This window comes from Geodermatophilus sp. FMUSA9-8 (genome assembly GCF_037034165.1).
GTDB classification, from domain to species: domain Bacteria; phylum Actinomycetota; class Actinomycetes; order Mycobacteriales; family Geodermatophilaceae; genus Geodermatophilus; species Geodermatophilus nigrescens.
The window spans coordinates 152,874-172,446 of the sequence record NZ_JBAGKE010000011.1 but is presented as its reverse complement, the minus strand read 5'-3'; the positions used below and the strand labels follow the sequence as shown (position 1 = coordinate 172,446).

Annotated in this window: 18 protein-coding genes and 1 tRNA gene; 15 read left to right on the top strand and 4 right to left on the bottom strand. The window is 74.3% G+C overall.

What is annotated here, in order from left to right:
- The first annotated feature begins 64 nt into the window (after positions 1-64).
- From pth to WA616_RS21035, 7 genes are all read left to right on the top strand, one after another.
- Positions 65-622 (top strand): aminoacyl-tRNA hydrolase, encoded by a 558-nt coding sequence (pth, locus tag WA616_RS21065; RefSeq protein ID WP_336033024.1) that lies wholly within the window; start codon positions 65-67, stop codon positions 620-622.
- Between the two features lie 164 nt (positions 623-786).
- Positions 787-1,053: a hypothetical protein gene (locus tag WA616_RS21060; protein ID WP_336032880.1), complete on the top strand. Its 267-nt coding sequence runs from the start codon at positions 787-789 to the stop codon at positions 1,051-1,053.
- Positions 1,050-1,679, top strand: a complete 630-nt coding sequence (locus tag WA616_RS21055; protein WP_336032878.1) for a sugar transferase — start codon at positions 1,050-1,052, stop codon at positions 1,677-1,679. The genes WA616_RS21060 and WA616_RS21055 overlap by 4 nt, the downstream gene beginning before the upstream one ends.
- 736 nt (positions 1,680-2,415) lie before the next feature.
- Positions 2,416-3,198 carry a hypothetical protein gene (locus WA616_RS21050; protein ID WP_336032876.1) on the top strand — a complete coding sequence of 261 codons (783 nt, stop codon included), beginning with the start codon at positions 2,416-2,418 and terminating at the stop codon, positions 3,196-3,198.
- A 419-nt stretch (positions 3,199-3,617) separates the two neighbouring features.
- Positions 3,618-7,157: a transcription-repair coupling factor gene (gene mfd, locus WA616_RS21045; RefSeq protein WP_336032875.1), complete on the top strand. Its 3,540-nt coding sequence runs from the start codon at positions 3,618-3,620 to the stop codon at positions 7,155-7,157.
- A gap of 56 nt (positions 7,158-7,213) precedes the next feature.
- Positions 7,214-8,230 carry a SurA N-terminal domain-containing protein gene (locus WA616_RS21040; protein WP_336032873.1) on the top strand — a complete coding sequence of 339 codons (1,017 nt, stop codon included), beginning with the start codon at positions 7,214-7,216 and terminating at the stop codon, positions 8,228-8,230.
- A gap of 4 nt (positions 8,231-8,234) precedes the next feature.
- Complete coding sequence (locus WA616_RS21035) at positions 8,235-9,143, top strand: MazG family protein (protein ID WP_336032872.1); 909 nt, start codon at positions 8,235-8,237, stop codon at positions 9,141-9,143.
- Between the two features lie 39 nt (positions 9,144-9,182).
- Here the strand turns inward: WA616_RS21035 and WA616_RS21030 are convergent, their stop codons facing one another.
- The 3 genes from WA616_RS21030 to WA616_RS21020 form a co-directional block, all read right to left on the bottom strand.
- Complete coding sequence (locus tag WA616_RS21030; RefSeq protein WP_175562777.1) at positions 9,183-9,338, bottom strand: hypothetical protein; 156 nt, start codon at positions 9,336-9,338, stop codon at positions 9,183-9,185.
- Between the two features lie 2 nt (positions 9,339-9,340).
- Complete coding sequence (locus WA616_RS21025) at positions 9,341-10,678, bottom strand: glycosyltransferase family 2 protein (RefSeq protein ID WP_336032871.1); 1,338 nt, start codon at positions 10,676-10,678, stop codon at positions 9,341-9,343.
- A 175-nt stretch (positions 10,679-10,853) separates the two neighbouring features.
- Positions 10,854-11,495, bottom strand: a complete 642-nt coding sequence (locus WA616_RS21020; protein WP_336032870.1) for a hypothetical protein — start codon at positions 11,493-11,495, stop codon at positions 10,854-10,856.
- 168 nt (positions 11,496-11,663) lie between these two features.
- On the opposite strand from WA616_RS21020, the gene eno reads away from it, so the two are divergent.
- The 4 genes from eno (at position 11,664) to WA616_RS21000 (ending at position 15,016) form a co-directional block, all read left to right on the top strand.
- Positions 11,664-12,944, top strand: coding sequence for a phosphopyruvate hydratase (eno, locus tag WA616_RS21015; protein WP_073418607.1), 1,281 nt, complete (start codon positions 11,664-11,666; stop codon positions 12,942-12,944).
- A 4-nt stretch (positions 12,945-12,948) separates the two neighbouring features.
- Positions 12,949-13,482, top strand: a complete 534-nt coding sequence (locus WA616_RS21010) for an FtsB family cell division protein (protein ID WP_336032869.1) — start codon at positions 12,949-12,951, stop codon at positions 13,480-13,482.
- An 83-nt stretch (positions 13,483-13,565) separates the two neighbouring features.
- The gene (locus WA616_RS21005) at positions 13,566-14,069 is read left to right on the top strand and encodes a DUF501 domain-containing protein (protein ID WP_336032868.1); all 504 of its coding nucleotides are present in this window, start codon (positions 13,566-13,568) and stop codon (positions 14,067-14,069) included.
- The gene (locus tag WA616_RS21000; protein WP_336032867.1) at positions 14,066-15,016 is read left to right on the top strand and encodes a Ppx/GppA phosphatase family protein; all 951 of its coding nucleotides are present in this window, start codon (positions 14,066-14,068) and stop codon (positions 15,014-15,016) included. The genes WA616_RS21005 and WA616_RS21000 overlap by 4 nt, the downstream gene beginning before the upstream one ends.
- Positions 15,017-15,026: 10 nt before the next feature.
- On the opposite strand, the gene WA616_RS20995 is transcribed toward WA616_RS21000, so the two are convergent.
- The gene (locus tag WA616_RS20995) at positions 15,027-15,320 is read right to left on the bottom strand and encodes a DUF4235 domain-containing protein (protein ID WP_073418609.1); all 294 of its coding nucleotides are present in this window, start codon (positions 15,318-15,320) and stop codon (positions 15,027-15,029) included.
- Between the two features lie 63 nt (positions 15,321-15,383).
- On the opposite strand from WA616_RS20995, the gene WA616_RS20990 reads away from it, so the two are divergent.
- The 4 genes from WA616_RS20990 (at position 15,384) to WA616_RS20975 (ending at position 19,437) form a co-directional block, all read left to right on the top strand.
- The gene (locus WA616_RS20990; protein ID WP_336032866.1) at positions 15,384-16,184 is read left to right on the top strand and encodes a uracil-DNA glycosylase; all 801 of its coding nucleotides are present in this window, start codon (positions 15,384-15,386) and stop codon (positions 16,182-16,184) included.
- Positions 16,185-16,193: 9 nt separating this feature from the next.
- The gene (locus WA616_RS20985; RefSeq protein ID WP_336032865.1) at positions 16,194-17,561 is read left to right on the top strand and encodes an NAD(P)/FAD-dependent oxidoreductase; all 1,368 of its coding nucleotides are present in this window, start codon (positions 16,194-16,196) and stop codon (positions 17,559-17,561) included.
- Positions 17,562-17,590: 29 nt separating this feature from the next.
- Positions 17,591-17,664, top strand: a tRNA-Leu gene (locus WA616_RS20980).
- 135 nt (positions 17,665-17,799) lie between these two features.
- Entirely contained in the window at positions 17,800-19,437 is a 1,638-nt protein-coding gene (locus WA616_RS20975; RefSeq protein WP_336032864.1) for a M28 family metallopeptidase, read from the top strand.
- Positions 19,438-19,573 lie beyond the last annotated feature (136 nt).

Sequence of the window (19,573 nt, the reverse complement as noted above, 5' to 3'; positions counted from 1 at the left end):
CGGCGCGACCGCCGGCGCCCCTGCGGCGTCCCCGCCGTCGGACGGGCCCTTCCTCGTCGTCGGCCTGGGCAACCCCGGCCCGTCCTACGCGGGCAACCGGCACAACGTCGGGGCGATGGTCCTCGACGAGCTGGCCTCCCGGATCGGCACGCGGCTGTCCCCGGGCAAGGGCAAGCGGGCCCGGACGCTGATCGGCGAGGGCCGCCTGGCCGGCCGCCGCGTCGTCCTCGCCCGGCCGACCGCCTACATGAACGAGTCCGGCGGCCCCGTGCGCGGCCTGCTCGACTACCACTCGATCCCCGCCACCGACCTCGTCGTCGTGCACGACGAGCTCGACATCCCCTTCGCCGCGGTGCGGCTCAAGCGGGGCGGCGGCGAGGGCGGCCACAACGGGCTGCGCTCGATCAGCCGGTCCACCGGCACGCGCGACTACCTGCGGGTCCGCGTCGGCATCGGCCGGCCACCGGGCCGGCAGGACCCCGCCGACTTCGTCCTCAAGGACTTCTCCGCCACCGAGCGCAAGGAGCTCGACCTCCTGGTCGCCGAGGCCGCCGACGCCGCCGAGGAGCTGCTCGCGCACGGCCTCGAGGCGGCGCAGAACGTCGTCCACCCGCGCACCTGATCTCTCCCCTTCGGGTGAAGGGTCACTCTCCGCATTGACCCGCTTGTGACGCTCTGTGAGTGTTTGTCGTGCGTCGGGGGACGTGACGCCGGGAACGGCGGGACGACGATGCACGGTCGGTGACGACCGTCTCTCCCGGGCACTCAGCGTGACGAGGGGGAGACGTGCTGCTGGACCACTCCGCACCCGCCCAGGGGAGCGCCGCCCGGGCCCTGCCGGTGCCCCGCCCCGCGCCCGACCTCACGCGCCCGCTGCGCTCCGTCCGCCGCGTCCCCGCCCGCCGCTGGGCCGGCCGCTACAGCGCCGCGCTGCACCTGCTCGACGTCGCCGCCGCCGTCCTGGCCACCGGGACGGTGCTGCTCGCCCTCGCGCTGGCCGTGCGGCTCGACAGCCCCGGCCCGTCCTCTACCGCCAGGAGCGGGTGGGCGTGAACGGCGCGCGGTTCACGATGCTCAAGTTCCGCAGCATGGTCGTCGACGCCGACCGGCAGGTCGAGGCGCTGCAGGCGCAGAACACCTCCGACGGGCTGCTGTTCAAGATGCGCACCGACTCCCGCGTCACCCGCGTCGGCCGGTGGCTGCGGCGCCTGTCGCTCGACGAGCTCCCGCAGCTGCTGAACGTACTCGGCGGCTCCATGTCGCTGGTCGGCCCGCGCCCGCCGCTGCCCCACGAGGTGGCCGGCTACGGCTCCTCGGTCAGCCGCCGGCTGCTCGTCCGGCCCGGCCTCACCGGCCTTTGGCAGATCTCCGGCCGCAGCGACCTGTCATGGGAGGAGTCGGTCCGGCTCGACCTGCGCCACGTCCAGAATTGGTTGCTGGCCCTCGACGCGCTGATCGTCGCCAAGACGTTCCGCGCGGTACTCAGCCGCTCCGGCGCCTACTGGTCAGCTATCGCTTCGTGGAGTCAGTCATGCGGGCGATTGTGGAATGCGGCTGTGGGTGGAGGTGTGCAACGAACACTCACCCGCAGGGCGATGACGTCCGTGCCGTTCGATGAGCCGCGCCGGCTCGAAATCGGGGTCGCAATTACTTCGCTACAGCAAGTGCTCGAACCTTGATGGACGTCTTCACTCAGACGTTGGCCATTAGTGCAAGGAAGGCTGTCCTGTGGACGCTACTCGACCTGGGCATGCTGGTGTGAGCGGCAACTCTGCTCGTTTCGGTGCGCCGCCGGATGTGGGCCTGAATGAAGAGGTTACGGTTCCAGCACCGCCCACGTGTCGACGCCTGAAGTCGCTGCTTTCTATCGCGGTCCTTGTGCCCCTCATCGTCACTGGCTGCGCAAGCTCGCGCCCGACGGCAACTGCCGGGACCGAATCCGGGCCGAGGCCGGAGGGCTTCCAATCCCCGACTGGCGGGGGCGGAGATCAATCCGCGGAGGTATGTGGAACTCCTGCGGTGTCGATCACCGCACCGGGTCCGGGTATGGACCTCCGTCCGGGTCGGGTACTGCTCGCAGGAGTGCGATCAGAGCCCGCCCAATCGGCCAGTTGGACGGTGCAGCGAGCCGACTCCGATCGAGAGGTGGTTGAGAGTGGCCATTTCTACGGAGGCTCGCCAGGAATCGCAGATGCATACTCTGCCGGCGTCGATCTTGAGGTCGGGTCCTACACCTTCAGGGTGGAGGCGCTTGGTGCTTCACAGGAGGATGTCTGCGACTCTGATGAGGTGGTCTTCTCCGTGTCAGACGGAGTGACGGGTCCTACATGGACCTCGGGTGCTTCCAGTGACCAGGCTCCGACGGGAGAATTTGGTGCGTGGCGTGGCACAGCCCTTCCCATCTCGGGGGCTTGGGTGGACAACAATGCAGGACAAACTGCTCTGTGGCCGCTGCAGTCAGACGGTCAGTATCGAGACTGGATGGGGGATCTTGACCTTGCGATAGGTGCGATCGATCGAGGAGAATCCTGGTCGGCTGCTGCCCGCGGTGACTATGACGAACGGTGGACGGCGTCCCTGCAAGCAATGGCCGACATCTGGACGGGTAGGCCGGGCACGTTGTACATCCGTTTCGCGCACGAGTTCAACGGCACATGGTATCCATGGAGCGTCACCGCCGCAGATCGGGACGACTTCATATCGGCCTGGAAGCGCTTCCGCGCTCTGCAGATTCAGTACTTTCCAGCGGCTCGGCTAGTGTTCACCCCGAACAGTGAGACGCCGGGAGACCGGGGATTCGACTGGCGCACCTTCTTCCCGGGCTCGCAATACGTCGATGTGATCTCCATTCCGTACTTCAATGCCTGGCCCTATGCTTCGACCGTGGATGAATTCTGGGATCGTGCTGTTTCGGTCGATGCGTACGGTGCGCCCCGAGGGATCCAGGCCCACATCCAATTTGCCCGAAGCGTCGGACTACCCTTCGCTGTCAGCGAGTGGGGTCCCAACGCCCGTTTCGGTGACGCCCCCGTTTTCATGGAGCAGATGAATCAATTTTTCCGCGAGAATGCGGGTGCTGGGCCCGGGCAATTGCTGTACGAAATCCTCTTCAATGTGCCCATCGATGGGAACGCCTTTGGCCTCATGCCCAGCACCAATGCCCCCTTGGCCGCTGAGCGTTACCGTGAGCTCTGGTGACACGTCGCTGATCCGGTTGCGCTGAGAAGCTGCCTGGCCGTGTCCTCGACCGTCATGCGACTCTTCGCTAGTCCTCGTCAAGGGCGGCCAGCGTCGGTGCTGGTCGGAGCTTGGCCACGGCCAGGAAGGTCGTGGCGCGAGCTGGCCGACGGCAGGGCCGGTTCATGCCGTCGTATCCACACGATGGACCAAGTCGTTCAGTCGCGGCACTCGCGGTGGGCCCTGGTTACGACACGGACGCCTGGCTCGCGGAACCGCCGTCGGTCTCGCCTCCGCAACGGGCCACCCTCTGTGTCTCTGCCGGTGCCGGCGGCCGATCGCACCCCGGCGGAGCCCGCGACCGGCGTCTAGCCTGGGAGGGGGCCTGCGCCGCACTCGGCGGCACCGCTGCGGGCCGTTGTCCCCAGGAGGAAGTCCCCGTGAGCCTGCGCGGCGTGCTCGACGTCGTCCTCAGCGATCCCGGCATGGCCCGCGTGGTGGCCGCCGCGGGGTCGGCCGAGCTCGCCGTCCCCGCGCCGCCGCCGGTGCAGCCGCTGGTCGCGGCCGCGCTGGCCGCGCAGGCGCCCGGGGCCGGCGTCCCGGTCCTGCTGGTCACCACCGGCGAGCGCGACGCCGACGTCGCCGCCGACCTGCTGCGCTGCTTCCTCCCGGGTCGCCGGGTGGAGACCTTCCCGGCGTGGGAGACGCTGCCGCACGAGCGGCTCTCCCCGCGCGCGGACACCGTCGGCCGCCGGCTGGCCGTGCTCCGCGACCTCACCGACCCCGGCCAGAACGGCACGGTCGACGTGCTGGTCGCGCCCGTCCGCAGCGTGCTGCAACCGCTGGCGCCGGGCCTCGGCGACCTCGTCCCGGTCGAGCTGAAGCCGGGCGACACCGCCGAGCTCGACGACGTCGCCCGCGCGCTGGCCGACGCCGCCTACACCCGCGTCGAACTGGTCGAGAAGCGCGGCGAGTTCGCCGTCCGTGGCGGCCTGCTCGACGTCTTCCCACCCACCGAGCCGCACCCGGTCCGCGTCGAGTTCTGGGGCGACGAGGTCGACGAGCTGCGGTACTTCTCCGCCGCCGACCAGCGCTCCCTCGACGACCGGCCCGACCGGCTGTGGGCCCCGCCGTGCCGCGAGCTGCTGCTCACCGACGCCGTCCGCGCCCGCGCCGCGGAGCTCGCCGCGGAGCACCCCGGCCTCGCCGAGATGCTCGGCAAGCTGGCCGAGGGCATCGCCGTCGAGGGCATGGAGTCGCTGACCCCCGCGCTGGTCGAGGGGCAGCTGCAGCTGCTCACCGACCTCCTGCCCGCCGGCACCCACGTCCTGGTCGCCGACCCCGAGCGGGTGCGCAGCCGCGCCGCCGACCTCGTCCGCACCGCCGAGGAGTTCCTCGCCGCCTCCTGGGCGACCGCCGCGGAGGCCGGCGAGGCGCCGCTGGACCTCGGGGCGTCGTCGTTCCGGGCGCTGGAGGACGTCGAGGCCGCCGCCCGCGGCCGCGGCCTGCCCTGGTGGACCACCGGCGCGTTCACCCTGGGCGACCTCGACGACGACGCGGCCGCGCTGGAGGCCACGACCGTCGAGCGCTTCTCCGGCGACCTCGACCGCGCGGTCGGCACCCTGCGCGACTGGACCCGCGAGGGCTGGCGCGTCGTGCTGACCTTCGCCGGCCCCGGCCCGGCGCAGCGCGCCGCCGACCAGTTCGGCGCCGCCGAGCTCGGCGTGCGGCTGGTGCCCGGCCTGGAGTCCGCCCCCGACGCCGGGCTGGCCTCCATCACCCAGGGCAACCTCGAGTCCGGGTTCGCCTTCCCCGGCGTGAAGCTCGCGCTGGTCACCGAGCACGACCTCACCGGCCAGCGCGGCACCACGATGCGCGACGCGCAGAAGATGCCCGCGCGCCGCCGCAACGCCGTCGACCTGGTGCAGCTGCAGCCCGGCGACCTCGTCGTCCACGAGCACCACGGCATCGGCCGCTACATCGAGATGGTCAGCCGCACCGTGCACGGCGGGCAGCGCGACTACCTCATCGTCGAGTACGCCCCGGGCAAGCGGAACCAGCCGCCGGACCGCCTGTTCGTGCCCACCGACTCCCTGGACCAGCTCACCCGCTACGTCGGCGGGGAGCAGCCGGCGCTGTCCAAGCTCGGCGGCGCCGACTGGCAGAAGACCAAGGGCCAGGCCCGCCGGGCGGTCAAGCAGATCGCCGCCGAGCTCATCCGCCTCTACTCCGCCCGCATGGCCACCAAGGGCCACGCCTTCGGCCCGGACACCGTCTGGCAGCGCGAGCTCGAGGACGCCTTCCCGTTCCAGGAGACGCCCGACCAGCTCGCCGCCATCGACGAGGTCAAGTCGGACATGCAGAACCCCGTGCCGATGGACCGGATCATCTGCGGCGACGTCGGCTACGGGAAGACCGAGATCGCCGTCCGCGCCGCGTTCAAGGCGGTGCAGGACGGCAAGCAGGTCGCCGTCCTCGTGCCGACGACGCTGCTGGCCAACCAGCACTTCAAGACGTTCTCCGAGCGCATGGCGCAGTTCCCGGTGACGGTGAGGGTGCTGTCCCGGTTCCAGTCCGAGGCCGAGAGCACCGAGACCCTGCGCCAGCTCGCCGCCGGCGAGGTCGACGTCCTCGTGGGCACCCACCGGCTGCTGCAGCCGACCACCCGGTTCAAGGACCTCGGGCTGGTCATCGTCGACGAGGAGCAGCGCTTCGGCGTCGAGCACAAGGAGTACCTGAAGACGATGCGGACGGCGGTCGACGTCCTGTCGATGTCGGCCACCCCGATCCCGCGCACGCTGGAGATGAGCCTGACCGGCATCCGCGAGATGTCGACGATCCTCACCCCGCCCGAGGAGCGGCACCCCGTCCTCACCTACGTGGGCGCGTGGGACGACAAGCAGATGGCCGCGGCGATCCGCCGGGAGCTGCTGCGCGACGGCCAGGTCTTCGTCATCCACAACCGCGTGCAGTCGATCGACAAGGCCGCCGCAAAGATCCGGAACCTGGTGCCCGAGGCCCGCGTCGCCGTCGGCCACGGCCAGATGAAGGAGCACGAGCTCGAGCGGATCATGGTCGGCTTCTGGGAGAAGGAGTACGACGTCCTAGTGGCGACGACGATCGTCGAGTCGGGGCTGGACATCCCGAACGCGAACACCCTGATCGTCGACCGCGCCGACACCTTCGGCCTCTCCCAGCTGCACCAGATCCGCGGCCGCGTCGGGCGTGGCCGCGAGCGCGCCTACGCCTACTTCACCTACGACCCGTCGCGGCCGCTGACCGAGACCTCGGTCGACCGGCTGACCACCATCGCGCACAACACCGACCTCGGCGCCGGCATGGCGGTCGCGATGAAGGACCTCGAGATCCGCGGCTCGGGCAACCTGCTCGGCGGCGAGCAGTCCGGGCACATCGCCGGCGTCGGCTTCGACCTCTACGTCCGGCTGGTCGGCGAGGCGGTGGCCGACTACCGCGCCCAGGTCACCGGCGAGGCCGCGCCCGTCGAGCCGGTCGAGGTGCGCGTGGACCTGCCCGTCGACGCCCACCTGCCGCACGACTACGTGCCTGGCGAGCGGCTGCGCATGGAGGCCTACCGCAAGGTCGCGAGCGTGCAGGACGACGACCAGGCGCAGGCCGTCCTCGACGAGCTCACCGACCGCTACGGCACCCCGCCGGCGCCGGTGCTCAACCTGCTGGCGGTGGCCCGCTTCCGCGCCGCGGTGCGGGCGCTCGGGATCACCGAGGTGTCGCTGCAGGGCCGCGTCATCCGGGTGTCGCCGGTGCCGCTGCGCGAGTCGCAGCAGATGCGGCTGGCCCGGCTCGCCGACGGCGCCACGTACAAGTCGGCCGTCGAGACGATCTCGCTGAAGGTGCCCGTCGGTCCCGACCGGCGGACGCCGCTGCGCGACGTCGCCCTGCTCGAGCACCTGCACTCGCTGCTGCGCGCGGTGATCGAGCAGCCGGTGGCCGCGGCCAGCTGAGGGAGGGGCGCCGCGTCCTGCGACGGCCGTCACAGCGCATGTGGCAGCCTGCGGGCGTGCGCATCCGCCGTCCCGCCGCCCTCGTCCTGGGGCTCGTGGCCGTCGCCGTCCCCGTGGCCGGCTGCCGGACCTCGCCGTCCGTGGCCGCCTACGTCGGCGACGAGCAGGTGACCGTCGCCGAGCTGCGGTCGGCCGTCGACGACCGCCTGGCCGACCCGGCGATCGCCGAGGCGGCCGGGGGAGGGGGCGCCGACTACACCCGCCAGGTGCTCACGCTGCTCGTCCGCGAGCGGGTCTACGCCGCGGCCGCCGAGCAGTACGACGTCGAGGTCACCGACACCGAGCTCGGCGCGTTCATCACCCAGGCGCTCGGCGGCCAGGACGAGGAGTCGCTCTACGCCCAGGCCGCCGGGCAGGGCTACTCGCGCGAGGACGTCCGGGAGAGCGCCCGTCAGCAGTTGCTGCGCCGCGAGCTCGGGCAGGCCACCGGCGAGGGCGACGCGCTGTCGGAGGCGGCGCTGCGCGCCCGCTACGAGGAGGCGCGGGCCGGTCTGGAGCAGGCCGAGGTCGGCTACTTCGTCGTCCCCGACCAGGCCGCCGCCGACGCCGCCGTCGCCGAGCTGACCGCCGCGCCCGCCTCCTACCCGGCGGTCGCGGCCCGCTTCCCCGGGCAGAACTCGCTCCCGCAGGTGGAGAGCACGCCGGTGTCGGAGGTCAGCGGCCCGCTCGCGCAGGGCATCACCGCGGCCGCGCCGGGCACCGGCTTCACCACCACGGTCCCCGGCGTCGACGGCGTGGTCGTCGTCTTCGTCGCCACCCGCACGACGCCCACCTTCGAGGAGGCCCGGCCCGACATCGAGAGCCAGGCCGCCAACGGGGTGGAGGAGGCCGGCGCCGCCGTCGTCGGCGAGGTGCAGGACGAGCTGTCGGTGACCGTCAACCCCCGCTACGGCACCCTCGAGGACGACGTCGTGCAGGAGGCCGACGGCGGCGTCGTCCAGCTGCTGGACGAGGCCGGCACCGAGGCCGGCACCGAGGCCGGCGCTCCGGCGCCCGCCACCGGTGAGGGCTGACCCCGTGCCCCCGGCCGTCGTCGTCACGGTCAGCCCGCGGCTGCCCGGGCTGCTCGGCCCGGCCGGCTGGGCCGCGCTCGCCGGACGCCGGGTGGCCGCGCTGCCCGGCGCCGCCGCCACCGCCGAGGTGCTGCGCGCCGCCGGGTGGGACGTCACCGACGCCACGGACGCCGCCGCCCTCGACGCCGACGTCGCCTGCCTCGCCGCGCCGGGGGAGGTGGCCGGCCGGCCCGTCGTCGACGGAGCGCCCGAGCCGCCCGGCGCCCGGCTGCTCGACGTCGTCGCCGTCATGGACCGGCTGCGCTCGCCCGGCGGCTGCCCCTGGGACGCCGAGCAGACGCACTCCTCGCTGCGCGGCTACCTGCTCGAGGAGGCGCACGAGGCCTACGACGCGATCGTCGACGACGACCCGGCGGCCATGCGCGAGGAGCTCGGCGACGTGCTGCTGCAGGTCGTCTTCCACGCCCGCGTGGCCGCCGAGGCCGGGGCGGACCGCCGCTTCGACGTCGACGACGTCGCCGGTGAGCTCGTGGACAAGCTGGTGCGCCGCCACCCGCACGTCTTCGGCGACGCAGGCCCGCGCGACGTGGCCGGCGTGGAGGCCGGCTGGGAGGAGATCAAGAAGGCGGAGAAGCAGCGGCGCTCCCCGACCGAGGGCGTCTCCCGCTCGCAGCCGGCGGCCGCGTGGGGCGCCGCGCTGGTCCGCCGCGCCGGGCGGGCCGGGTTCCCGGTGCCGGACGCGGCCGACCTCGGGTCGGCGTCGCCGGAGGAGCTGGGGGAGCGGCTGCTGGCCGTCGTCACCGCCGCGGAGCAGCGCGGCTGGGACGCCGAGGACGCCCTGCGCGAGGCGGTCCGCCGCTACGCCGGCGAGCTCGACGCCGAGGCCCGCCGCCGCGAGCGGGCCGGGGAGTGAGCGCGGGCCCGGTGACGACGTCGTCACCGGGCCCGGGGATCAGCCCTGCTTGCGCGGCACGATGCGCAGGAGCGCCGTGCCGACCGCGATGAGCGCGAAGGCCGCGAGAGCCAGCCAGATGCTGCCGAAGCCGGTGTAGGCGAGCACCGATCCGGTGCCGCCGGCCGCCAGGGGAGCCGCGGGGTTGTCGTACACCTCTACCACCTCCTCTCACGACGGAGCGCCGCGTCGAGGTAGGCGCGGGCGTGCACGAACTGCAGGAAGACGTCGTAGAGGAGCTCGTACATCGTGGCCGCGGCGAGCATGTGCCTCCACCCGCGGTCGCGGACGGTGATGACCCGCTCGAGGACGAAGACGCCGGTCACCGCGAGCCAGAACGGCTGCACCTGGACGTGCCCGGACCCGATCAGGGACACCGCGAGCGACCCGAGGTACAGGAACGTGATGAGGACGCCGGCGAGGGTGAGCAGCTGGCGGCCCCAGTAGCGCCACGTGATGCGGGTGACGCCGTACTGCACGCAGTTCTCGATGGCGCCGCGCTTCCACCGCAGCCGCTGGTTCCACAGCGCCCGCCAGGTCGGCATGACCTCGGTGGTGAGCGTGCACTCCTTCGGGCTGAGCACCTGGTAGCCCAGGTGCAGGATCGCGAAGGTCAGCTCGTTGTCCTCGGTGAGGACGGTGGTGTCGTAGATGCCGCCGCGGCCGTCGCCGCGCGGCACCCGGCCGTCCAGGCGCGCCTCGGAGATCCGCCGCAGCGTGGCCGCCCGGAACATCGCGGCCGTGCCCGTGACCACGAGGCACTTGCCCTGCAGGCGGCGCACGTCGCGGGCGTAGCGGGCGTACTCGTTGCGCTGCAGGTGCCCGACCAGGCCGCCGCCGGGATCGCCGCGGAACGTGCCGCCCACCGCGCCCATCCGGTCGTCCCGCAGGACGTGGTGCGCGGCGCCCTCGAGGAAGCCCTCGTCCAGCGAGGAGTCGGCGTCCTGGACGAGCACGAGGTCGTCGTCGGCGGCGTCGGGCCGGCCGGTGGTCGCGCCGCGCCGGTCGGCGGCGCCGTCGCGCCGGTCGGCCGCGGTGCGGCGGCCGCCCGTGCGGCGCTCGGGACCGGCGGTGACGCCGGTCCCGGTGCGGCGGTCGGCCGCCCGGCGCTCGGTGCCGCGCCGCTCGCCCTCGGCCACCCGGCGGAAGCGCAGCGCCCACGCCTGGTTGAGCGCGCCGGCCTTCTTGTCGGTGTTGCCGACGGTCTCGAACACCTCGGCGCCGGCCGCCCGGGCGATGGCGACCGTCTCGTCGGAGCAGTTGTCCGCGACGACGACCACCCGCGCCGGCGGCAGCGTCTGGCGCCGCAGGCCCGCGAGGGTGGCGGCGATCTGGTCGGCCTCGTCGTGCGCCGGCACGAGCACGGTGACGTAGGGCTCGCGGGGGAGGGCCGTGGTCGGAGCGGTCACCGCGTCCAGTGCGACGACGTGCACCTGTGGCTCGCCGGCCCGGACGTCGGCGCCGTCGAGCCGCTCGAGCGTCGGGCTGGCGGTCACGCGGGTCCCCCTCCTCGCGCCACCGCGGACGGGCGGGCGCCGGCCGAGTGTGCGGGGCCTGGGGCCCGGCCGACCCCGGTCCGGGGACGCTCCTCACCCCAACGGGTCGTGCACGATCTTCTGTGGGTGAAGCGGCCGGGCCGGCGGGGACGGAGGGTGAGGGAGGGCGGGCCGGTCAGCCGACGGCGAGCGGTGCGTCGGGCACGGTCGTGATCCGCGGCGCGGTGAGCATGGCCTTGAGCGCGCCGAGCACGCCGAGGCCGGCGACCGCGGCGGCGCACCAGACGCCGGACCCGAGGGAGGCGGCGGCCCAGCCCGCGTCGACCAGCCGGCCGGCGACCGCGGCGGCCACGCCCAGCGCGACCGCCAGCGCCAGCACCCCCGACACCCGGTGGCCCCGCGCCGGACGGAGCAGCAGGAGCCCGAGGACGACGAGCACGGCGCTCCCGGCCGCCACCGCCGCCGGCTGCCACAGGCCGGTGCGCCCGAGCTCGGCCGCCCCCTCCCGGGCCGCGCCGACCGCGCGCACCACGAGGTCCAGGCCGGTCGTCCCGCCGCCCTGCTCCCAGGGCAGCCAGGCGCTCGCCGCCCCGGCGACTCCCGCCAGCAGCAGGAGCACCCCGCCGACGACGTCGGGGTGCCGCACGTAGGCCAGCCCCGGGCGCGCCGCGACACCGGACACCTCGGCGCCGTCCGGGACCGGCTCCAGGTCGCCGGCGTCGTCGTCCCCGGGCGGCTCCGCCGGGAAGCCGAGGACGGACGCACCCGCCCCGGGGTCCGTGTCGACGGGGGTCGGGTCCTGCCGGCGCTCGGTCATCGGGTCCTCCGACGAGTGGGCGCGGGGAGGCGCCCGACGCCCCGAGATTAGCGCCGAACCGGTTCCGGCGGAGCCGCTCCGTGACCGCTCCGTGACCACGCGGTGACGGGAGTCCGACGCCACCGCGCCGCGGACGGCGGCGCCCCGGCTCTCGCTAGGCTGCTCCCCGTGCCGAGCATCGATGCCGTAGGCGCGCGGGAGATCCTGGACTCGCGCGGTAACCCCACCGTGGAGGTCGAGGTCGCCCTCGACGACGGGACGATCGCCCGCGCGGCGGTCCCGAGCGGGGCCTCCACCGGCGCCTTCGAGGCGGTGGAGCTGCGCGACGGTGGAGAGCGCTACGGCGGCAAGGGCGTCACCAAGGCCGTCGACGGCGTCCTCGACGTCATCGGCCCCGAGCTCGTCGGCTACGAGGCCACCGAGCAGCGCCTGGTCGACCAGCGGCTGATCGACCTCGACGGCACGCCGGACAAGTCCCGCCTGGGCGCCAACGCGATCCTCGGGGTCAGCCTCGCCGTCGCCCGCGCCGCCGCCGACTCCACCGGCCTGCCGCTGTTCCGCTACGTGGGCGGGCCCTCGGCGCACCTGCTGCCGGTGCCGATGATGAACATCCTCAACGGCGGCGCCCACGCCGACAGCAACGTCGACGTCCAGGAGTTCATGATCGCGCCGATCGGCGCGGCCACCTTCGCCGAGGCGCTGTCCACCGGTGCCGAGTGCTACCACGCGCTCAAGTCGGTGCTGAAGGGCCGCGGCCTGTCCACCGGCCTCGGCGACGAGGGCGGCTTCGCCCCCGACCTGCCCACCAACCGCGCCGCGCTCGACCTCATCGCCGAGGCCGTCGAGAAGGCCGGCTACTCGCTGGGCACCGACATCGGGTTCGCGCTCGACGTCGCCGCCACCGAGTTCCACGGCGAGGGTGGCTACGACTTCGAGGGCCAGACCCGGTCGGCCGAGTTCCTCGTCGACTACTACCGCGAGCTCGTCGACGCCTACCCGATCGTCTCCATCGAGGACCCGCTCTCGGAGGAGGACTGGGACGGCTGGGTCGCCATGACCCAGGCCCTCGGCGACCGCGTGCAGATCGTCGGCGACGACCTGTTCGTCACCAACCCCGCGCGCCTGGCCGACGGCATCTCCCGCGGCGCCGCCAACGCGCTGCTGGTGAAGGTCAACCAGATCGGCACGCTGACCGAGACGCTCGACGCCGTGAACCTGGCGCACCGCAGCGGCTACCGCAGCATGATGAGCCACCGCTCGGGCGAGACCGAGGACACCACGATCGCCGACCTCGCCGTCGCCACCGACTGCGGGCAGATCAAGACCGGTGCCCCGGCCCGCAGCGAGCGGGTGGCCAAGTACAACCAGTTGCTGCGCATCGAGGAGGAGCTCGACGACGCCGCGCGCTACGCCGGCGCGGCGGCCTTCCCGCGCCTGCGGACCTCCTGACCGGGTGAGCGCCGGTACGGGGAGGCGGCGCTCGACCGGCCGCCCGCTCTCGCACGCCGCGTCCCGGCCGGTCCCGGCCGGGACGCGGTCGGGCGCGGGCAGCCGTCCCGACGCCCGCCGCCAGGGCCGGCGCACCCCGCGCCCGGCGGCCCGCACCGCCTCGACCCGGCGGCCGCTGGTCACCGGGCGCGGTGTCGTGCTGGTCGGCGTGCTCCTGCTGCTGGCGCTCACCCTGGCCGGTCCGGTGCGCCAGTGGCTGGACGGGCGGGCCGAGCTCGCCCGGCTCGCCGCGGAGAGCACCGACCTCGACGAGCGCATCGCCGAGCTCGAGGGGCAGCTGGACCGGCAGTCCGACCCCGACTGGACGGCGCAGCAGGCCCGCGAGCGGCTGTCCTACGTGCTGCCCGGCGACCGGCTGGTGGTCGTCGTCGACGGCGCGGTGGCCGAGGGCGACGCCGGCACGCTGCCCGACACGTCCGCCGCCGCGCGGCCCTGGTACGAGCAGCTGCTCGGCTCCGTCACGGAAGCCGACGGATGAAGGACCCCGCTGCCCCCCGGCCCTCGCAGGCTCGGCCCGGGCCCCTGCAGCAGGGCCGGTCCGGTCCCTTCCCGGGACGACCCGTGCGCGAGCCGATGACGGCGGAGGAGCACGAGACCGTCGGCCGGCAGCTCGGCCGCCCGCCGCGCGCCGTCCGCGCCGTGGCGCACCGGTGCCCCTGCGGGCAGCCCGACGTCGTACAGACCTCCCCGCGGCTGGACGACGGCACCCCGTTCCCGACGCTGTACTACCTGACCTGCCCGCGGGCGTCGGCGGCGGCGAGCCGGCTGGAGTCGGCGGGCCGGATGCGCGAGTGGCAGGAGGAGCTCGGCACCGACCAGGACCTCGCGGCTGCCTACCGCGCCGCGCACGAGGCCTACCTCGCCGAGCGCGACGCCCTCGGCGAGCTGCCCACCCGCGCCACCGCCGGCGGCATGCCCGACCGGGTCAAGTGCCTGCACGCCCTGGCCGGCCACGCCCTCGCGGCCGGGCCCGGCGTCAACCCGATCGGCGACCGCGCCGTCGCCGGGATGGGGGAGTGGTGGGCCCAGGGGCCCTGCGCGCTCCCCGAGGAGGACCGCCCGTGACCCGCGTGGCCGCCGTCGACTGCGGGACCAACTCCATCCGGCTGCTGGTGGCCGACGTGCCCCCCGAGGGCGCGCACACCGACCTGCTGCGCCGCATGGAGGTCGTCCGGCTCGGCCAGGGCGTCGACGCCACCGGGCGGCTGGCCTCCGAGGCGATCGAGCGCACCCGCGTCGTGCTCGCCGAGTACGCCGCCCAGTCCCGCGACCTCGGCGCGACGGCGGTGCGCATGGTGGCCACCAGCGCGACCCGCGACGCGGCCAACCGCGCCGACTTCGAGGCGATGGTCCGCGACACCCTCGGCCTGCCGCCCGACGTCGTCCCCGGCGACGAGGAGGCCCGGCTGTCCTTCCTGGGCGCCACCGCCTCGCTCGACGCCGCGGCCGCCGCGCACGGCGGCCCGCCGCCCCGCCCGCCGTACCTCGTCGTCGACATCGGCGGCGGCTCCACCGAGTTCGTCCTCGGCGACGCCGGCGGGGTGCGCGCCGCGCGGTCGGTGGACATCGGCTGCGTGCGGCTCACCGAGCGGCACCTGCACGGCGACCCGCCCACCGCCGACGAGATCGGCCGCTCCGAGGCCGACATCCGCGCCGCGCTGGCCGAGGTGGCCGCCGCGGTGCCGGTGGGCGAGGCGGCCACCCTCGTCGGCCTGGCCGGCTCGGTGACCACGGTCGCGGCGCTCGCGCTGCGGCTGCCGGCCTACGACGCCGCGGCCATCCACGGTTCGCGCATCCCGGTGGCCGCCGTCCGGTCGGTCACCGCCGGCCTGCTCACCGCCAGCCGCGAGCGGCGGGCCGCCGAGCCGGTCATGCACCCGGGCCGGGTCGACGTCATCGGCGCCGGCGCGCTGGTGCTGCGGGTGGTCATGGACGCGTTCGCGCTCGACGAGGTCGTCGTCAGCGAGCACGACATCCTCGACGGCATCGCCCTCCGGCTCGCCCGGGGCTGACGGCGCCGGGTCAGGGCCCCTCGTTGAGCCCGGGGGGCAGCTTGCCGGTCAGCGACTGGTAGGCGGCCGCTGCGCCGCGCGCGGCGACCAGCCGGCCGGCGGCCACGACGACCCCGGAGAACGCCGCCCAGGCCAGCGCGTCGGGCCAGCTCACCCCGGGCGCCGCCGGGTTCTTCGGCGGGTTGGTGCCGCGGGCGGCGTACCAGGCGGCGTCGGTGAGCTTGCGGGCGGCGATGCCGGCCGGGACGGCGAGCCCCGAGCCGAGCAGCTTCCAGGTCAGCGGCGCCTTCTCCTTGCGGGCCATGCGGTGATCATGCCCTGCTTCCCCGGCGGCCGCCCGTCCCCGCCCGGGTGGTCCACTGGGGCCGTGGCAGCCGACGCCCAGGGGTTCCCGGTCACCCGCCCACCCGCCGGCGTCGCCCGCTCCGCCCGCGGCGCGCGCGACCTCGCCGTCCTCGACGCCCGCGTCTCCGGCTGCCGGGCCTGCCTGCGGCTGGTCGCCTGGCGCGAGGAGGTGGCCCGGGTCAAGCGGGCGTCCTTCCGCGACGAGGACTACTGGGGCCGCCCGGTGCCGGGCCTGGGCCCCGCCGACGCCCGCATCGCCGTCGTCGGGCTGGCACCCGCCGCGCACGGCGGCAACCGCACCGGCCGCGTGTTCACCGGCGACCGCAGCGGCGACTGGATCTTCGCCGCGCTGTGGCGGGCCGGCCTGGCCAGCCAGCCGACGTCGACCCACGTGGGGGACGGCCTGGAGCTCACCGGCGTGCGGGTGGCCGCCGCCGTCCGCTGCGCGCCCCCGGACAACGCCCCGACGCCGGCCGAGCGCGACACCTGCTCGCCGTGGCTGGCCCGCGAGCTGGCGCTGCTGCCGGACCTGCGGGTCGCCGTCGTCCTGGGCGGGTTCGGCTGGACGGCGCTGTGGCCGGTCCTGGCCGGCGCCGGCTACGTCCTGCCGCGCCCGCGGCCGGCGTTCGGGCACGGCGTCGAGGTCACCGTCTCCGGGCCGCGCGGCGAGCTGACCCTGCTGGGCAGCTACCACGTCAGCCAGCAGAACACCTTCACCGGCCGGCTCACCGAGCCGATGCTCGACGCCGTCCTCGCCCGGGCCACCGAGCTGGCCGGGACCGGGGGCGCGCACGAGGGCGAGAGCGGGCCCCCGCGCCCCTAGGCTGGCCCCATGGCGACTCGTCCGGGTGCTGGGTCCCGTCCGGTGGTGCTGGTGGTCGGCGGCGGCTACGTCGGCCTCTACACCGCCCTGCGGCTGCAGAAGCGGCTCTCCCGCGGCGGCGCCGAGGTGGTCGTCGTCGACCCGCAGCCGCACATGACCTACCAGCCGTTCCTGCCCGAGGCCGCGGCCGGCTCGGTGGAGCCCCGGCACGTCGTCGTGCCGCTGCGGCGCACGCTGCCCCGCTGCCGGGTGGTCACCGGCGCGGTGGTGTCGCTGTCGCACGCCGACCGGCGGGCCCGGATCGCGCCGGTGGAGGGGGCGCCGTACGAGCTGTCCTACGACGTGCTGGTCATGGCCGCGGGCTCGGTGGCGCGCACGCTGCCCATCCCGGGCCTGGCCGAGCACGGCATCGGCTTCAAGACCGTCGGCGAGGCCATCTACCTGCGCAACCACGTGCTGGCCCGGCTCGACGCCGCCGCCTCCACCGACGACCCCGCCGTCCGCACCCGGGCGCTGACGTTCACCTTCGTCGGCGGCGGCTACGCCGGCATCGAGGCGTTCGCCGAGCTCGAGGACATGGCCCGCTACGCCGTCGAGCACCACTACCCACGACTGTCGCCGAGCGACATGCGGTGGGTGCTGGTCGAGGCGACCGGCCGGATCCTGCCCGAGGTCGACCTGGACATGGCCGCCTGGACGGTCCGGCAGCTCACCGCCCGCGGCATGGACGTGCGGCTCAACACCCGCCTCGAGGAGGTCGCCGACGGCGTCGTCCGGCTCAGCGATGGCGACTCCTTCGCCAGCGACACCCTGGTCTGGACGGCGGGCACCAGGCCCAACCCGCTGCTCGCCGAGACCGACCTGCCCCTCGACGAGCGGGGCCGGGTGCGCTGCGAGTCCACGCTGCAGGTCAGCGGCCTGGAGGACGCCTGGGCCGCCGGCGACCTCGCCGCCGTCCCGGACCTGACGAAGGACACGCCCGGCGCCACCACCGCGCCCAACGCCCAGCACGCGGTCCGCCAGGCCAAGCGGCTGGCCGACAACGTCGTCGCCGTGCTGCGCGGCGAGGAGCCGCGGCCCTACCGGCACGCCTACGCCGGGTCGGTGGCCAGCCTCGGGCTGCACGAGGGCGTGGCGCAGGTCTACGGGGTCAAGCTCAAGGGGTGGCCCGCGTGGTTCATGCACCGCGCGTACCACGTGAGCCGGGTGCCGACGTTCAACCGCAAGGCCAGGGTCGTCGCCGACTGGACGCTGGCCTCGGTGTTCCGCCGCGAGGTCATCGCCCTGGGGCAGCTGCAGGACCCGCGCCGCGAGTTCGTCACCGCCGCCGGGCTGGTCCCCGGCCGGCCGGGAGCCGAGCGGATGCAGGCCGGCTGACGGCGCCCGCGGGCGCCGGTCGCCCGCACGCCCCCGTGGCCCAATCGGCAGAGGCAGGCCCCTTAAAAGGGTCGCAGTGTGGGTTCGAGTCCCACCGGGGGCACCGCAGCATCTGCGGGCCGATACACCATGAGCCGCAGGAAATACAGGGCTTGACGTCCCCCGTGACCGATTTGGCAGGGTGACTCCCCGTGAGCAACGGAGCTCACTCCGCCGTCTCGAGGGGAACCAGACGTCCATGACCCAGTCCCACCCGTCCCGCCGGTCACGCGCCGCCGTGATCGGCAGCGCCGGTGTGCTCGCTCTCGCGGGCAGCGTCGTCGCCGCCCTGCCCGCCACGGCCGGCGGCAACGCCTGCGAGAACCGCAACAACAACACCGTCGCCAAGCTGACCGAGTGCGTCACGGTCGACGGCGTCACCCAGCACCTGCAGGCCCTCCAGGACATCGCCACCGCCAACGGCGGCACCCGCGTCTCGGGCAGCCCCGGGTACACGGCCTCCGCCGACTACGTGACCGGCCAGCTCGAGGCGTCGGGCTACACCGTGACCCGGCAGCCGTTCGAGTTCCCGTTCTTCGAGCAGACCGCGCCGAGCTCCTTCGGCCGGGTCTCGCCCACCGCGACGACGTATGTCGAGGGCACCGACTACGCGGTGGCCACCTACTCCGGCAGCGGTGAGCTCTCCGGGACGATCCAAGCCGTCGACGTCACCATCCCGCCGGTCGGTGCGTCCAACGGCAACACCAGTGGCTGCGAGTCCGCCGACTTCGCGGGCTTCACCCCGGGCAACATCGCGCTGGTCCAGCGCGGCACCTGCGCCTTCGGCATCAAGGTGCAGAATGCCGTCGCCGCCGGGGCCGCCGGCGTCGTGATCTTCAACGAGGGCCAGCCCGGCCGCGACATCCTGCTGCAGCCGACGCTCGGCGCCCCCATCGAGGACGCCGTCCCCGTCGTGGGCGTCAGCTACGCCACGGGCGTCGAGTTCGCCTCGGCGCCGACCGTCGTCGCGTTCGACATCCAGACGGTCAGCGAGGTCCGCGAGACCGAGAACGTCATCGCGGAGCTGCGCGGCCGCACCAGCGACAACGTCGTCATGGCCGGTGCGCACCTGGACTCCGTCGCGGCGGGCCCGGGCATCAACGACAACGGCTCCGGCAGCGCGGCGATCCTCGAGGTCGCGCAGAACATCGCCAAGACCAAGCCGCAGAACACCGTGCGCTTCGCCTGGTGGGGCGCCGAGGAGTACGGCCTGCTCGGCTCCAACCACTACGTCTCGCAGCTGTCGGAGCAGCAGGTCGCCGACATCGGCCTGTACCTGAACTTCGACATGGTCGGCTCGCCGAACTTCGCCCGGTTCATCTACGACGGCGACCAGTCGGCGTTCACCGCGCCGGTCACGGTCCCCGAGGGCTCCGACCAGATCGAGTACGTGCTCGAGGACTACTTCGAGCGGCGGCAGCTGCCCTACGAGGCCACCGAGTTCAGCGGCCGCAGCGACTACCAGGCGTTCATCCTCGCCGGCATCCCCTCCGGTGGCCTGTTCACCGGCGCCGAGGGCGTCAAGACGCCGGAGCAGGCCGCCGACTACGGCGGCCAGGCGGGCGTGGCCTACGACCCGAACTACCACCAGGTCGGGGACACGCTGGCGAACGTCAACCGCGAGGCGCTGGACACCAACTCCGACGCCATCGCCTACGCGGTGCTGACCCTGGCCTACGACACCTCGCGGGTGAACGGTGTGACGGGGCAGCCGGTCCCGGGCGGCACCTTCCAGGGTGACCCGGCCGACCGCGACTTCCGCCAGCCGGCCGGCCTGGAGACCGGCGGCGGCGGGCTCGCGCACGACCACGAGCACAGCCACGGCGACGCCGTCTGACCCAGCTCCACGACCCGTGGCGCCGTCCCCTCCGGGGGCGGCGCCACGGCCGTCTCCGGGGCCGTCTCCACCGCACGGGTGACCGTGTCGCGCGCGGAACGTCCAGGCCACGTGCGACGTTGTAGGAACCGAGTGG

Bases quoted from the DNA above. Each gene is read 5' to 3' on its own strand.
- WA616_RS21020 (WP_336032870.1), bottom strand. From the start codon at position 11,495: ATGACCGAGCGCCGGCAGGACCCGACCCCCGTCGACACGGACCCCGGG.
- WA616_RS20995 (WP_073418609.1), bottom strand. From the start codon at position 15,320: ATGGCCCGCAAGGAGAAGGCGCCGCTGACCTGGAAGCTGCTCGGCTCG.
- WA616_RS20985 (WP_336032865.1), top strand. From the start codon at position 16,194: ATGGCGACTCGTCCGGGTGCTGGGTCCCGTCCGGTGGTGCTGGTGGTC.
- WA616_RS20975 (WP_336032864.1), top strand. From the start codon at position 17,800: ATGACCCAGTCCCACCCGTCCCGCCGGTCACGCGCCGCCGTGATCGGC.